Source organism: Catenuloplanes indicus (genome assembly GCF_030813715.1).
GTDB classification, from domain to species: domain Bacteria; phylum Actinomycetota; class Actinomycetes; order Mycobacteriales; family Micromonosporaceae; genus Catenuloplanes; species Catenuloplanes indicus.
Window position 1 is genome coordinate 7039646 of the sequence record NZ_JAUSUZ010000001.1, and the last position, 14274, is coordinate 7053919.

A 14274-nucleotide genomic window follows, 5' to 3' on the forward strand; every position below is an offset into this window, starting at 1 on the left:
GCAAATCTAGACGATCGACATGTGTACGTGGTCCTCGTGCGTACTGTCGCCGGAGTAGGCACTCCAGCCCGTCGCCGGGAACCACACCATCTGGTTCCAGATCACGTAGAGGATGCCGAGCCGGTCGGCGTTGCGGACCAGGAACGCCATCAGGTCGTTGCCGTACTTCAGCTCGTCGTCGGTGTCCCAGACCGAGAAGCCGCTGTTCTGCAGCGACCAGTCGCAGGCACGCCCCTTGGGATGCTCCCAGATGTCACCGGTACGGAAACACCCGACGAACCGGTTGAAGCCGGCCTTCTTCACCTCGTTGTACGCGTGCAGCGTGCGTGGCGTCAGGCAGCCGCTGGTGGTCGGGTCGTCCTGGGTGCAGGACTCGGCCGGCCATCCGCTGTTCGCGCCCGGCCCCGGTGCCGCGATCGGCGAGGTGGCGGTGACCAGGCCCCGCGTGGTGACGTTGCCGCCGACCAGGGTGAGCGCCTTCTCCGCCTCCTTCTTCTGCTTGTCGATCGCGGCGAGCGCCTTCTGCTCCGACGCCACCTCGGCGTCCAGCTCGGCCTTGGCCCGGTCGATCGTGTCGCGGGCCTCAAGGAACTCGTGCAGCTTCGCGTCGTTGTGCGCGGCCAGCTCGTTCAGCGAGGTCATCCGGCTGATGAAGCCGGTCGGGTCGGCGCTGCCCAGCATCAGGCTCGGGCCGGTCAGCCGGCCCTGGCGGTACTGCTGGGAGGCCATCTCGCCGACCTGCTTGGTGAGCCGGTCCACGTCGGCCTGGGCCGCGTCGAGCTGCTTGGTGATCTCGGCCTGCTTCTTCTTCGACGCGTCCAGCACGGCCTTGGCCTCGAGGTACCGCTTACCCGTGGACTCCAGAACGTCACCCAGAGTGGCGTTACCGCCGGCGTCCGGGTTGTTCGGCGCCGCGCTCGCGGGGGAGAGCGGTGCGGTCAGCAGCGCCACCGCGGTGGCGGCCGCGGCGACCGCTGCGGCACATCGACGACCGAGTGGGGTCATCAGAACGGATTCCTCTCGTCGTGCTGGGAAGCTCTCGTCGGCGGCGGTGATGATCCGCCTTTCCCTGGGACTTACGGAGTCGGGGGCGCGGCGGTTCGATGTCGCCGGGCCCACGCGGAGAGCGTCACGGCAAAGAAGGGTACGTCAACCTTCGGACGAATGCTTAGGTCAGGGCACGTGCCCACGCACCGTGACCGGGAAATAGGCGGTGTGCTCCGGCCGTACCGGATAGCGTGTCCCGTCTATGCGAACCGAACGATTCAGAGAGTGTCTGACTGCGGACGCGGCGCGTCTGCGCGAGGCGATCGTCGCGGCGGCGCCCGCACCGGTGCCGACCTGTCCCGGCTGGACCGTGACCGAGCTGGCCGACCACGTGACCCAGGTCTACCGGCACAAGACCGTGGTGCTGCGCACCGGCGCGTTCCCGGAGGAGCTGCCGCCGGCCCCGGCGGGCGGCGTGCTCGACCGCTACGACGCCGCGTACGCGGAGCTGGTGGCCGAGCTGGCCGCGCGCGATCCCGGCGAGACCGTGCCGACCTGGTACCCGCCGGATCAGACCGTCGGTTTCTGGGCCCGGCGGATGGCACACGAGACCGTGATTCACCGGGTGGACGGCGAGTTGGCGGCCGGGCTGCCGCGCGCCCGGATCCCGGCGGACCTGGCGGTCGACGGCGTTGACGAGGTGCTGGTCCGCTTCCTGGACCACGGCTCCCGGCACTGGCCGGACGACTTCGCGACGCGCTGACGACGCTGGACGGCCGGACGGTCCGGGTGTTCACGACCGCCGGTGGGTCCTGGTGCGTCCGCCTCGCACCGGACGCCGTGACCGTCACCACCGGCGAGCCGGACGCGGACGCCACGGTCTCCGGTGACCCGGTCGACGTGCTGCTCTGGCTGTGGCGCCGCGGGGGCGCGGGCAACCTGAGCACCACCGGCGACGCCGCGCTGATCGCGGTGCTGCACGACCTGATGGCCAAGCCCACGCTCTAGCTCCGGGGACCAAGGGGCCGCCCGCCCCGGCACCCGTCGAGAATCGGCGCGCGGGGTGCGGGGCGGGCGGGTCCCGGCCGGTGCGGCCGGGAGGTCAGATGCCCGGCGTGGCCGGGTGGAGGTCGTCGGCCTCGTTCGGCATCAGGATCCAGAGCATCGGGTAGATCAGCAGCTGGCTGCCCGGGACCGCCAGCAGCACCAGCACGAACAGCAGCCGTGCGACGTTGGCGTCCAGGCCGAAGCGCCGGCCGAGCCCGGCGCAGACACCGGCCAGCAAGCGGCCCTCACGCGGCCGGACCAGGCCCTGACTGCGGAAATGGGTGTGCACGCTAGCCATTCTCGGATCACTCCTCTGTCGTCCTGCTTCCTGACTCCAGAGTCCTCGGATCCGCACACCACGACATCGGGGAACGGCCCGACCCGTTCCCCGATGTCGTGTCTCAGGGTCAACCCAGAAGCTGGTCGAACGACGGCGCCGACTCGAACGGGTCGACGACGGTGACCGGCTCGCGCGCCGCGATCAGCGCGGCCAGCTCGCCGGCCGCGCGGTCGATGCGCTGCGCCAGGCCCTGGTGCGCCTTGCCGCCGCCGCTGCCCCAGTCCTCCGAGGCCGCGTAGACGCCGGTCGGCACGACCACCGAGCGCAGGTAGGCGAAGAGCGGCCGGACCGCGTGCTCCAGTACCAGCGAGTGGCGCGGCGTGCCGCCGGTCGCGCCGATCAGCACCGGCTTGCCGGCCAGCGCCTCCTCCTCGACCACGTCGAAGAACGACTTGAACAGGCCGCTGTACGACGCGCGGAACGTCGGCGTGACCGCGATCAGTCCGTCCGCCGCCGCGACCGCGTCCAGCACCTCGCGCAGCGCGGTCGGTGCGAAGCCGGTCAGCGTGTTGTTGACCACGTCGTGCGCGTGGTCGCGCAGCTCGATCGTGCGCACCTCCACCTCCTCGCCGCGAGCCCGCAGCTCACGGGCGGTCGCGGTGGCGAGGTGGTCGGCGAGCAGCCGGCTGGACGACGGCTGGCTCAGTCCGGCGCTGACCACGAACAGTCTCCGGGTGCTCATGCCTGCGCCTCCGCCAGGACGTCCTTGGACGCGGCGGCGGCGACCAGCGACGCGTGCGTGGGTGCGTCCGGGATGTGCGCCGGGCGGCCGATCGCGAACTCCTTGCGCAGCACCGGCAGCACCTCCTCGCCGAGCAGGTCGAGCTGCTCCAGCACGGTCTTCAGCGGCAGCCCGGCGTGGTCGATGAGCAGCATCATCCGCTGGAAGTCGCCGAAGTGCGTCCGGTAGCTGAGCAGCCGCTCGATGACCTGCTGCGGGCTGCCCACGGTCAGCGGCGTCTCCCGGCTGAAGTCCTCCAGCGTCGGGCCGTGGCCGTAGACCGGCGCGTTGTCGAAGTACGGCCGGAACTCGTCGATCGCGTCCTGCGAGTTCTTCCGCATGAAGATCTGCCCGCCGACGCCGACGATCGCCTGGTCCTCCGCGCCGTGGCCGTAGTGCGCGAACCGCTTCCGGTAGAACTCGATCATGCGCTTGGAGTGGTCGAACGGCCAGAAGATGCCGTTGTGCAGGAAGCCGTCACCGTAGTAGGCGGCCTGCTCGGCGATCTCCGGGCTGCGGATCGAGCCGTGCCAGACGAACGGCGGCACCCCGTCCAGCGGGCGTGGCGTGGACGTGAAGCCCTGGAGCGGCGTGCGGAACTTGCCCTCCCAGTCCACGACGTCCTCGCGCCACAGCCGGCGCAGCAGCCCGTAGTTCTCGATCGCCAGCGGGATGCCGGTGCGGATGTCCTGGCCGAACCACGGGTAGACCGGGCCGGTGTTGCCGCGGCCCATCAGCAGGTCCACCCGGCCGTCCGCCAGGTGCTGCAGCATCGCGTAGTCCTCGGCGATCTTCACCGGGTCGTTCGTGGTGATCAGCGTGGTCGCGGTGGAGAGGATGATCTTCTCCGTCTTCGCCGCGATCCAGCCGAGCATGGTGGTCGGTGACGACGGCACGAACGGATGGTTGTGGTGTTCACCGGTCGCGAAGACGTCGAGCCCGACCTCCTCCGCCTTCAGCGCGATCTGCATCATCGCCTTGATGCGCTCGTTCTCCGTGGGGGTCCGCCCGTTCGTCGGGTCGGTGGTCACGTCGCCCACGGAAAAGATCCCGAACTGCATTGGCATTGGTCCCGCCTCCGTCGTACCGCTGATTCGTTCAAATCTTAACTATTACGTCGGCAAGTAACCAGGCCTGGTCCCGCACTATTCCGCCGCCGGCCGCGCTCACCGAGACGCGGCTCACTCCCGCTCAAGATCATCGAAGGTGCGAGGTGCCCGCTCCGCGTCCGAGTCCGCGCGGAGCCGGCTTCCGTCACCTCCGTAGCGGCAGGGCGGACACGCGCAGGTAGATCTCGCGCACCGCGCCCGCGTCCGTCGGCGCGCGGCGGCAGAGGCCGCGCACCCGTACCCACAGCTCGCCGTCGAGCGTCACCCGTTCCAGGATCTGCTCCACGATGATCATCAGCTGACCCACGCCGAACTTGTAGTCCTGCTCCTTCAGCGTGAGCTCGTCGCCCGGCCGCAGCCGGGGCCTCGGACTGCCGGTCACCGGACCGCCCCCGAAGGTGCGGCCGGTGTCTTCCGATGATGCATGACGACGCTCCCTCGATCCGATGTAGAGGGCGGCGCCGTCCAGGTGGTGGGGCCATCCTGCCGGAACCGTGCGGGTCCCGGAGCCCGGAAACCCCGATCGGCTGATCACTCGTGCGAGTGGGATAGGTTCCTCGGTCATGTCCCGCGTCGTGACGCTCGTGCTCGTCGACCCCACCGGTGCCGTGCTCGGTGCGCTCCCGCCGTACGAGGTGCCGATGCCCTGGTGGCAGGAGGTCGCCGACGTGGTGGACGGCGCCCGGCAGCACTACGGCGTGGACGTCACCGTGCTGCGGCTGCTCCGCGCGTCCCGCGACCGGCCGCACGGCGGCGAGGTGGTCTACGCGGCGGAGCTGCGCGGCCCCGGAACGCCGTCCATCGTGGACGCGGACGGGGCCGACGTCGCGGCCCTGACCCCGCACGCGCGGCGGGCGCCGTGGGCCGAGGCCGGCGGGCCCGGCGCGACCACGGCCTGGGCCGCGGACCGGCTGGCGGCGCGCGGCCGGCTCGTGGTCCGCACCCGCCAGCAGCGCACCTGGAACCTCTCCGCGATCTGGCGGGTGGAGACCGTGTCCGCGGACGGCGGCGGGCCCGGTCCGGTCGACATCACGCGCGACCCGGCCTGGATCAAGCAGGTGCCGCCGTTCTTCGCGCACGAGGCCGCGGTGCTGCGCTGGCTCGGCCGCGCGCTGCCCGGCGCCGCCCCGGAGCTGCTGGACGCGGCGGCACCGGGCCGGCTGCTGCTCGCGCACGTGCCGGGCACCGAGCTGTACGAGGCCGGCGCCGCGGAGCGCGACGAGCTCGCCGCCCGCATGCACCGGATCCAGCTGCGGGCCGCCGCGGACCTGGACCGGCTGCTCGCGGACGGCCTGCCGGACCTGCGCGGGCACCGGCTCGCCGACCGGATCCGGGTGGTGCTGGCCGCGTACGCGCCGGACGACCCGGCGCTGACCGCGCTCGCGGACGGTCTGGACGCGCGGCTGGCCGCGGTCGCGGCATGCGCGCTGCCGGACACGCTGGTCCACGGCGACCTGCACCCGGGCAACGCGATCGGCCGGCCCGGCGCCCGGGTGATCATCGACTGGGGTGACGCGTTCGCCGGGCACCCCGCGTTCGACATCCTGCGGCTGACCGACGGCGTGCCGGAGGCGCCCGAGTTGATCGCGTCGTGGGCAGCGCGCTGGCGGGCGGACGTGCCCGGCTCCGACCCCGAGCACGCGGTCGCGCTGCTGGCACCGGTCGCGGCGCTGCGCAACGCGGCCGTCTACGCCGGGTTCCTGGACCGGATCGAGCCGTCCGAGGCGCCGTTCCACGCAGCCGACGTGCCGTTCTGGCTGGACGCCGCGCGTGCCCTACGGTGAGTGAATGACGTCGATCGATCGATACCTGGCGGAGCTGCACACGTCCGGCGTGCTGACCGATGCCGCGCTGGCGCGGGCGTTCCGGGCGGTGCCCCGGGAGATCTTCGTGGCCGCGGGCTTCCGCGGTCCGGACGGCGGCTGGACCACCGCGGACGACCCCGGCTTCCAGGACGCGGTCTACCGCAACGCCGCGCTGGTCACGAAGGTGCACGGCGGCGAGCCGGTCAGCTCGTCCAGCCAGCCGTCGCTGATGGCGCAGATGCTGACCGCGCTGGACGTCGCGCCCGGCCACCGGGTGCTGGAGATCGGCGCCGGCACCGGCTACAACGCGGCGCTGCTGGCCGCCCTCGGCGCGGACGTGACCACCGTCGAGGTGCAGGAGGACGTGGCCGCCGCGGCCGGGGCGGCGCTGGCCCGGGCCGGTGTCACCGGCGCGCGGGTCCGCCGAGCGGACGGCTGGGACGGCGCGCCCGACCTCGCGCCGTTCGACCGGATCATCGTCACGGTCGGCGTCGCCGGCTTCTCCGCGGCCTGGTGGGAGCAGCTGACCGCGGACGGCGTGGTGGTGGCGCCGGTCGCGCACGGTGGGCTGCAGCCGGTGATGACGGTCCGGCGGACGCCGGACGGCCCGCGGACCCGGGTGCTGTGCCCGGCCGGCTTCATGACCGCGGCGGGCCCGCTGTTCGCCCGGCACCCCGGCTCGCACCCGCCGCCGGTGCTTCCGCCGCTGCCGGCCGAGCTGCCGCCCGTACCCTCGACGGTTCTGGATCTTGATCTTCGGGTCTATCACGACCTGTGGTTCGCGGCCGCGGCCCAGGACCGGCGGGTGACCTCGGTGCCGGCGCTGCTCGCCGACCATCTGGGCGGGCTGGCGCTGTTCGAGCCGGGATCGCTGGCCATTATGCTGCCGGACGGCCGGATCCGCCCGCACGGCCCGGACGGGGAGCGGCTGGCGAGCGACCTCGCGGCGCTGGCGGCCGGCTGGCAGGCGGCCGGATCGCCGCCGCTGAGCGCATGGTCGGTCACGCTGGCGCCCGGCGGCGACCCGGCGCACCCGATCTGGTTGCCCGCCGGGTTCGCCGTGACGGCCGGTTAGCCGCCGGCCGCCCGCTTCTTCAGCTCCTCCTCGCGGTGCCGCAGGTCCGCCTCCCACCTGTTCAGCAGGTCCTCGTCCTCGCGGCGGGACTTCTGCGGGCTGCGCAGGAAGGCCGATCATCGTCCGGTGCGAGCGGGCGGGCGCTCCGTCCCCGCAGAAACCGCTGCCCGGGCGCCACGCACCGGCGGAACCGGCCACCGGCCTCCGCGGGCGGCCGGCCACGAACCGGGCGATCGCGCAGATCGGGGTCACGAGCAGGATCAGGGAGACACGCCGGAAGAACCGGACCGTACGGACAGAACCTCAGGCCGGGGCGGTCCCGAATTGCTCATCTGGGACGTTTCCCGGTCGATGGCGAGACGAGGACCTTTCGAGGAGGCCGCGATGGAGCGGGGCGGAGCGGCCGGTGTGCCGGGGCTGCGGCCGTCACCGTTGCTCGTCGCGGCCACGCTGATCGCGCTCTGGTCCGTCGTCTGGTTCGTGGTTACGCTGGTGCACCCGTTCACGCCCGCGTTCGCCGGCTGGCTGGCCACGCCGGTGCAGCCGCTGCTCGGCGCGGCCGCCGCCTGGCAGGCCGCGGGCGCCGACGGTCAGGGTCCGACCGCGCAACGGTTCTGGCAGCGCTTCGGGCTGGCGTCCGCACTGGCCGGGATCGCCGCGGCCAGCAACGCCTCGGACTGGCTCACCGCACCACGGCACCCGCCGCCGGCCGCTCCGCTGACGGTCTCGCTGCACCTGGTCGGCGGCGTCCTCACGCTGTGGGCGCTGCTCGGCCTGCCGGTCGAACGCGCTCGCCGGGCCGGGTTGCGCTTCGCCATGGACATGACGATCGTGCTGCTCGCCACCGGTCTGTTCCTCTGGTACGGCGTGCTGCGCCACGCGGACGGCGGCCCGCTGTCGTTCACCGGGTCCACGCTCCCGCTGGTGCTCGGCGCGGTCGCGGTGACCGCGCTGGTCGCGTTCGCCAAGCTCGCGGTCGGCGGCGTGGACGGCGTCGACCTGGCCGCGACGCACCTGCTCGGCGCCGCGTTCGTCAGCGGGCTCGCGACCGGCGCGCTGCACCCGCTGCTGGGCGACCGCGCCGGTCTGCACCCGGAGCAGCTCGCGCTCCCGGTCACGTACCTCCTGGTGATCCTCGCGGCTGACCGGCAGCGGCGCGCCGCCGGCGTGACGGGACCGGAACAGACCCGGCGCGAGTCGTTCAGCACCGTGCCGTACGTCGCGGTCGGCGCCACCGGCGTGCTGCTCGTCGCGGTCAGCTGGCGCGACCCGGTGGCCGGTGTGATCGCGGTGGTCGCGATGGTGCTGACCGGCATCGTGATCGCCCGGCAGCTGCTCGCGCTGGCCGAGAACGGCCGCCTGCTCACCCGGGTCGACGCCAGCCTCCAGGAGCTGCGCCGGGTGCAGGACGAGCTGACCACGCAGGCCACCCACGACGGGCTCACCGGCCTGGCGAACCGGGCCCTGTTCGAGCGCCGCTCGCGCGAGGCGATGGGCGAGCTGACCGGTGACCAGGTCCTGCACGTCGCGCTGATCGACCTGGACGACTTCAAGGGCGTCAACGACCGGCTCGGCCACGCGGTGGGTGACGCGCTGCTGGCCGTGGTCGCGGAACGCCTGCAGCGGTGCGTCCGGTCCGGCGACACGGTCGCCCGGCTCGGCGGCGACGAGTTCGCGATGATCCTCGAGCACGCCACGCCGGAGAGCGCGACCACGGTGATGACCCGGGTCGCCGAGGTGCTCGGCGAGCCGATCTCCGCACACGGTCACGACCTGCTGGTCCGCGCCAGCGTGGGACTGGCCCAGGCCGGCGTCGGCGACACCCCGGACGAACTGCTGCGCCGCGCGGACGTGGCGATGTACGCGGCGAAGGCGGCCGGCAAGGGGCGCTACGCGCACTACAGCACCGACCTGGACGCGCACCAGGCCGCGGACGCCCGGCTCGCCGCGGACCTGCAACAGGCCATCGACTCGGCGCAGTTCGACCTGCTCTACCAGCCCATCGTGCGGCTCGCGGACGGCCGCTGGACCGGCGCCGAGGCGCTGGTCCGCTGGCGGCACCCGGCCCGCGGCCTGATCAGCCCGGAGGAGTTCCTGGCCACCGCGGAACGCACCGGCCTGATCGTGCCGCTCGGCGACTGGGTGCTGCGTGCGGCCTGCGCGCAGGCGGTCCGATGGCGCGCGCTGTTCGGCGACGACGCGCCGGTGATCGGCATCAACGTCTCCGACCGGCAGCTGCGGGAGACCGGGTTCGCGTCCCGGGTGACCGAGCTGCTGCACGCGGCGGCGCTGCCGGCGGCCGCGCTGTCGGTGGAGATCACCGAGGCGACCGCGCTGGGCGGCGGGTCGGCCATCGCGATGGTGGGTGAGTTGCGCCGGTGCGGGATCCGGGTGACGCTGGACGACTTCGGGGCCGGGGCGTCGTCGCTGGATCTGCTGCGCCGGGCGCCGGTGCAGGGGCTGAAGATCGACAAGGCGTTCGTCCGCAACATCGACGGCGAGGCGTCGTCGCAGGAGGTGGTCATCTCGGCGGCGATGGTGCGGATCGCGGCCGGGTTGCAGCTGACCGCGTCGGCGGCCGGCGTGGAGACCGCGGCGCAGGCGGCCGCGCTACGCGACATGGGCTACCTGTCCGCACAGGGCTACCACTTCGCGCCACCGCTCACGGCGGACGAGTTCACCCGCCACCTGACGGCGTCCCCGCGGGCCACCTCGGTGCCGTCCGGCTGACCGGCCTCAGCGGTAGTTCAGCTCACCGGCCCGGACGGCGGCCGCCAGGCGATTCTCCGGCGGTGCGAGCGGGCAGGCCCAGCGGTCGTCGTAGACGCAGGACGGGTTGTACGCGTAGTTGAAGTCCAGGCGCACGGCGGAACCGTCCAGCAGCGTCAGGCCGCGGCCGAACGTGCCCTTCACCGTGTCGGTCAGGTACCGGCCGGCGCCGTACGTCTCACCCGGTGCTGTCGCGTCCCGGAACGGCAGGAAGATCCCACCGCCGTATGCGGAGATCCAGAACAGCGTCAGGTCACCCCAGGGCGTCTCCGCGATCCCGATCCGGCGGTACGAGATGGTCCCGTCCGGCCCGCCCGTGTCGATCTCCAGAGGTGGGCCGGGCGGCGCCTCCCGCACCGGGCAGTCGGCGGCGAACGCCGGGTCCGGCGGGAAGTACCGCAAACCGGTGAACGACGCGCGGTCCACGATCGGGGACTGCGGGTGGGTGCGGAAGAGGTCGTCACGGGCGGCGCGGAAGCCGGCGAGGTCGAGATCGGAGAGGTGCATCGCGGCGACCCGCTGTCGCCAGTCCGCCAGGTCCAGCAAGTCCATGATCATAACCGTACCCCGGCTCGGGGTGTTGGTTGTTCAGATTTTAAAGAGTTAGGCTGGCCGGGTGAGCGAGACGCTTCCGCTGAACGCCGCCGAACTGCGCGCCTGGCGCGCGGTGATCGACGGCAGTTGGCACCTCCAGACCCGGCTCGATGACGAGCTGCGGGCGGATACCGGGCTCAGTATGGCGGACTATCACGTGCTGGTGCTGCTCAGCGAGGCGCCGCAGCGACGGCTGCGGATGGGCGAGATCGCAAGCCGGCTGGTCTTCTCGCCGAGCCGGCTGACCTATCAGATCTCGGCGATGGAGAAGCGCGGGCTGGTGCGGCGGCAACCGTGCCCGGACGATCGCCGGGGGAGTGAGGCGGTGCTCACCGAGGACGGGCTAGGCGCGCTGCGAACCGCGGCGGCCGGGCACCTGACGGCGGTGCGCCGCTATCTGGTCGACGACCTAGACGAGACCGAGGCCGCGGTGCTGACCCGGGTCTTCACCCGGCTTCAGGCGAGACTGCGGGACAACGGGTAGACGTGGGCGCCGCACCGCGTGCGGCGCGCCTTCCCGTCCGTCGCAAGCCGGTCAGCCGACGATCAGGTACATCGCGGCGGTGCCCAGCGACACCATGAGTGCCATCGCGATGAGCAGCGGGCGCTCGGAGTCGACCTCGGGGGTGGTGGTCTCGGTGGTGGCGGCTTCGGTGGTCATGGTCTCTCCTTCAGGACCCGGCTGCGTCCATAACGGTAGGGCGCGGCCGGTGGGCGGTGATCCTGGTTTCGTGCCAGGGGGTGGCGGGGGATTACCGGGGCGTCGTAGAGCTCGGAGGTAGCCGCGTGGACGTCGAGGAGTGGTTTCTCACCGAACGGGAACGAGGCAACCCGTCCAGCGCTATACCCACCTGGACCACCGGCAACCTCGCAGAACCACTTGTTCACGGAGATTCATACTTCGATCGCCTCGTGACGGAAGTGGAGACGCTGGGGGCGGGCGACCACCTGTTCTTCACGGACTGGCGCGGTGACCCGGACGAGCGCCTCCGGCCGGCCGGGCCGACCGTGGCGGAGCTGTTCTCGGCCGCGGCCCGGCGCGGAGTGATCGTCAAGGGGCTTATGTGGCGTTCCCACCTGGACAAGCTGCAGTACTCCGAGGAGGAGAACCGGCACCTCGGCGAGTCCGTCGCGGACGCGGGCGGTGAGGTGCTGCTGGACCAGCGGGTCCGGCGCGGCGGCTCGCACCATCAGAAACTGGTGGTGATCCGCCGTCCGGGCACGCCGGAGCGGGACGTGGCGTTCGCCGGCGGCATCGACCTCTGCCACAGCCGCCGGGACACGGCCGCGCACGACGGGGACCCCCAGGCGGTACGGATGTCGACGCGCTACGGCGCGCGCCCGCCCTGGCACGACGTGCAGCTGATGCTGCGCGGGCCGGTGGTGGGCGCGCTCGACCTGACGTTCCGGGAGCGCTGGTCCGACCCGCACCCACTCGACTCGCGCAGCCTGCTGGCCTGGGCGCGGGACCTGACCGCCGGCGCCGACCTGCACGCGGACACGCTGCCCGATCCGCTGCCGGACCCGCCGGAGTGCGGCCCGCACGCGGTCCAGGTCCTGCGCACCTATCCCGACCTGTCGTTCGACCGGGGCTACCCGTTCGCGCCGGACGGTGAGCGGACCATCGCTCGCGGCTACACCAAGGCGATCCGCCGCGCGCGGCAGCTGATCTACCTGGAGGACCAGTACCTCTGGTCCGCCGAGGTCGCCGCACTGTTCGCGGACGCGCTCCGGGACAACCCCGATCTGCACCTGGTCGCGGTCGTGCCGCGGCACCCGGACGTGGACGGCGCGCTCGCGCTGCCGCCGAACCTGGTCGGCCGCGCCCAGGCGATCGAGGTCTGCCGGCGGGCCGGCGGCGACCGCGTGCACGTCTTCGACGTGGAGAACCACGCCGGTGACCCGGTCTACGTGCACGCCAAGGTGTGCGTCACCGACGACACCTGGGCCAGCATCGGCAGCGACAACTTCAACCGCCGCTCCTGGACCCACGACAGCGAGCTGTCCTGTGCGGTGCTCGACCTGGACGGTACGTTCGCCCGGGATCTGCGGCTGACGCTGTGGCGGGAACACCTGGACCGCGACGACGGCGACGACGCCGACCTGATCGACCCGGCCTCCGCGATCAAGGTGATCACCGAGGCCGCGCAGCGCCTCGACGACTGGCACGCCGGCGGCCGGACCGGACCGCGCCCGCCGGGCCGGTTGCGCCCGCACACGCCGGAGCGGCTGGGGCCGCTCACCAAGGCGTGGGCGCTGCCGGCGTACCACCTGATCTACGACCCGGACGGCCGCCCGCTGCGGGACCGCCGGGCGAACACCTGGTGACCGGCTCAGGCCGCTGAGCCGGTCCTTCGGGCGGTGAGGCCGTCGACGAGGACGTCCAGCGCGTCGTCGATGGTGGACTCCCGCTGTGCGTCGGTCATCGGCGCCAGCAGGTCGAGGAACATGGTGGCCAGTCCGTGCACGGTGGCCCAGTGCGCGATGACCGCCGGGCCGAGGTCCTCCGGGCGCAGGCTCCCGGTCTCGATGAGCCGGGTGAGCGCGCGCAGCAGGAACGAGTCCGGCTCGCGCCGGTCGCCCGCGATCCGGACGTCCTCGGGGGTGCCGGGGATGCGCAGGCCGACCGGGCTGCCGCCCATCGCGGTCCGGAACAGACCCGGTTCGTCGAGTGCGAAGCGGATGTAGGACCGGCCGACCTCGCGCAGGTACGCCTTCGCCGCCGCGCGCGGATCGGCGGGCGCGGCCGCGTCCACCGCGTCGAGGTGCCGGCCCATCGCCTCGCCCATCTCGCTCTGCGCCTGGAGCGTGACCGCGGACCTCAGCGCGGCGAGCGTCTTGAAGTGACCGTACGCGGAGTTGGGCGCGACACCGACGAGCCGGGTGACCTCGCGCAGCACGACCGCCTGCGGGCCGCCCTTCCGGGCCAGGCCGATCCCCGCGGTGACCAGGGCGGCGCGCAGATCGCCGTGATGGTACGTGGTCCGCTTCTCCGGCATTCAGAGATCTTGACACACCCGGCGGCGGGACCAATACTCACACTGTCCAGATCCGCGGTAATGAAAGTTGGTTCCCCGTGACGCCAACGGTTGTCCCCCGGCCGCCCGCATCCCGGCGACGGCGCGGCAGACGTGTCAGCTGGACCCTCGTGGCGCTGTTGTCGCTCGCGGTGGCCGGGTACTTCGTCGGTCAGTACATGACCGGAACGCTGGACGAGCTGGCCGCGAAGGAGGTCGGGCTCGCCACGACCTACGCGCCGCAGCCGTTCTGGGTCGAGATCGTGTTCTACGTGCACATCGTCTCGGCCGGGCTGGCGCTGGCGGTCGGGCCGTTCCAGTTCGTCAGGGCGATGCGCCGCCGTTTCCCGGTCGCACACCGGTGGGCGGGCCGCGTCTACCTGGTCTCGATCGCGTTCGCGGCGCCGTCCGGGCTGGTGATGGCGTTCTACAGCTCCGCCGCGTTCGTCGGGCTGTTCGGGTTCGGCACGCTCGCGGTCCTCTGGGGATGGACGACCTGGCACGGGTACCGGGCGATCCGCGCGCGGGACATCGCCGGCCACCAGGCGTGGATGATCCGCAGCTTCGCGCTGACCTTCGCCGCGCCCACGCTCCGGCTGTGGTTCGGCCTGCTGATCGGCGTGCAGCTGCTGATGGGCCGGGCCTCGGAGATCAGCGTGGACGAGATCACCGGCATCGCGTACGCCGCGGTCCCGTTCCTCTGCTGGATGCCGAACATCGTGGTGGCCGAACTGATGATCCGCCGCCGCAACCTGCCCGGCCTGCGCTTCTCCCCGTCACCGACGTCCCCGCGGGCGGTCGCCGCGTGAC

16 protein-coding genes are annotated in these 14274 nt (G+C 72.5%); 8 read left to right on the forward strand and 8 right to left on the reverse strand.

What is annotated here, in order from left to right; genetic code table 11:
- Nucleotides 1-6: 6 nt before the first annotated feature.
- On the reverse strand, nt 7-1005 hold the full coding sequence (locus J2S42_RS31965; RefSeq protein ID WP_307245147.1) for a coiled-coil domain-containing protein: 999 nt from the start codon (nt 1003-1005) through the stop codon (nt 7-9).
- A 244-nt stretch (nt 1006-1249) separates the two neighbouring features.
- On the opposite strand from J2S42_RS31965, the gene J2S42_RS31970 reads away from it, so the two are divergent.
- Nucleotides 1250-1750, forward strand: coding sequence for a maleylpyruvate isomerase N-terminal domain-containing protein (locus J2S42_RS31970; RefSeq protein ID WP_307245149.1), 501 nt, complete (start codon nt 1250-1252; stop codon nt 1748-1750).
- A gap of 26 nt (nt 1751-1776) precedes the next feature.
- The gene (locus tag J2S42_RS31975; protein ID WP_307245151.1) at nt 1777-1995 is read left to right on the forward strand and encodes a hypothetical protein; all 219 of its coding nucleotides are present in this window, start codon (nt 1777-1779) and stop codon (nt 1993-1995) included.
- A 94-nt stretch (nt 1996-2089) separates the two neighbouring features.
- Here the strand turns inward: J2S42_RS31975 and J2S42_RS31980 are convergent, their stop codons facing one another.
- The 4 genes from J2S42_RS31980 to J2S42_RS31995 form a co-directional block, all read right to left on the reverse strand.
- Nucleotides 2090-2332 carry a PspC domain-containing protein gene (locus tag J2S42_RS31980; RefSeq protein ID WP_307245153.1) on the reverse strand — a complete coding sequence of 81 codons (243 nt, stop codon included), beginning with the start codon at nt 2330-2332 and terminating at the stop codon, nt 2090-2092.
- Nucleotides 2333-2441: 109 nt separating this feature from the next.
- A complete protein-coding gene (locus J2S42_RS31985) occupies nt 2442-3056 on the reverse strand; it encodes an FMN reductase (protein WP_307245154.1) in 615 nt (204 codons plus the stop codon).
- Nucleotides 3053-4156 carry an LLM class flavin-dependent oxidoreductase gene (locus tag J2S42_RS31990; protein WP_307249153.1) on the reverse strand — a complete coding sequence of 368 codons (1104 nt, stop codon included), beginning with the start codon at nt 4154-4156 and terminating at the stop codon, nt 3053-3055. Before J2S42_RS31990 ends, J2S42_RS31985 begins: the two co-directional genes overlap by 4 nt.
- Before the next feature lie 193 nt (nt 4157-4349).
- Nucleotides 4350-4586: a hypothetical protein gene (locus J2S42_RS31995; RefSeq protein WP_307245156.1), complete on the reverse strand. Its 237-nt coding sequence runs from the start codon at nt 4584-4586 to the stop codon at nt 4350-4352.
- Between the two features lie 181 nt (nt 4587-4767).
- Here J2S42_RS31995 and J2S42_RS32000 point away from each other — a divergent pair, with 181 nt between their 5' ends.
- The 3 genes from J2S42_RS32000 to J2S42_RS32010 all read left to right on the forward strand — a co-directional run bounded on the left by J2S42_RS32000 (nt 4768) and on the right by J2S42_RS32010 (nt 9814).
- Complete coding sequence (locus tag J2S42_RS32000) at nt 4768-5988, forward strand: phosphotransferase family protein (RefSeq protein WP_307245157.1); 1221 nt, start codon at nt 4768-4770, stop codon at nt 5986-5988.
- A gap of 4 nt (nt 5989-5992) precedes the next feature.
- Nucleotides 5993-7084 (forward strand): protein-L-isoaspartate O-methyltransferase family protein, encoded by a 1092-nt coding sequence (locus J2S42_RS32005; RefSeq protein ID WP_307245159.1) that lies wholly within the window; start codon nt 5993-5995, stop codon nt 7082-7084.
- Between the two features lie 384 nt (nt 7085-7468).
- Nucleotides 7469-9814 carry a putative bifunctional diguanylate cyclase/phosphodiesterase gene (locus J2S42_RS32010; RefSeq protein WP_307245161.1) on the forward strand — a complete coding sequence of 782 codons (2346 nt, stop codon included), beginning with the start codon at nt 7469-7471 and terminating at the stop codon, nt 9812-9814.
- A 6-nt stretch (nt 9815-9820) separates the two neighbouring features.
- Here J2S42_RS32010 and J2S42_RS32015 read toward each other — a convergent pair whose 3' ends face one another.
- Nucleotides 9821-10405: a DUF1684 domain-containing protein gene (locus J2S42_RS32015; protein WP_307245163.1), complete on the reverse strand. Its 585-nt coding sequence runs from the start codon at nt 10403-10405 to the stop codon at nt 9821-9823.
- 64 nt (nt 10406-10469) lie between these two features.
- Here J2S42_RS32015 and J2S42_RS32020 point away from each other — a divergent pair, with 64 nt between their 5' ends.
- Complete coding sequence (locus tag J2S42_RS32020; RefSeq protein WP_307245165.1) at nt 10470-10931, forward strand: MarR family winged helix-turn-helix transcriptional regulator; 462 nt, start codon at nt 10470-10472, stop codon at nt 10929-10931.
- A gap of 51 nt (nt 10932-10982) precedes the next feature.
- On the opposite strand, the gene J2S42_RS32025 is transcribed toward J2S42_RS32020, so the two are convergent.
- On the reverse strand, nt 10983-11108 hold the full coding sequence (locus J2S42_RS32025; protein WP_307245167.1) for a hypothetical protein: 126 nt from the start codon (nt 11106-11108) through the stop codon (nt 10983-10985).
- Nucleotides 11109-11233: 125 nt separating this feature from the next.
- Between J2S42_RS32025 and J2S42_RS32030 the strand changes: the two genes are divergently transcribed.
- Nucleotides 11234-12775, forward strand: a complete 1542-nt coding sequence (locus J2S42_RS32030) for a phospholipase D family protein (protein ID WP_307245169.1) — start codon at nt 11234-11236, stop codon at nt 12773-12775.
- A 5-nt stretch (nt 12776-12780) separates the two neighbouring features.
- Here J2S42_RS32030 and J2S42_RS32035 read toward each other — a convergent pair whose 3' ends face one another.
- Nucleotides 12781-13446 carry a TetR/AcrR family transcriptional regulator gene (locus J2S42_RS32035; RefSeq protein ID WP_307245171.1) on the reverse strand — a complete coding sequence of 222 codons (666 nt, stop codon included), beginning with the start codon at nt 13444-13446 and terminating at the stop codon, nt 12781-12783.
- Nucleotides 13447-13595: 149 nt separating this feature from the next.
- Between J2S42_RS32035 and J2S42_RS32040 the strand changes: the two genes are divergently transcribed.
- On the forward strand, nt 13596-14273 hold the full coding sequence (locus J2S42_RS32040) for a DUF2306 domain-containing protein (RefSeq protein WP_307245173.1): 678 nt from the start codon (nt 13596-13598) through the stop codon (nt 14271-14273).
- The last annotated feature ends 1 nt before the right edge of the window (nt 14274 follow it).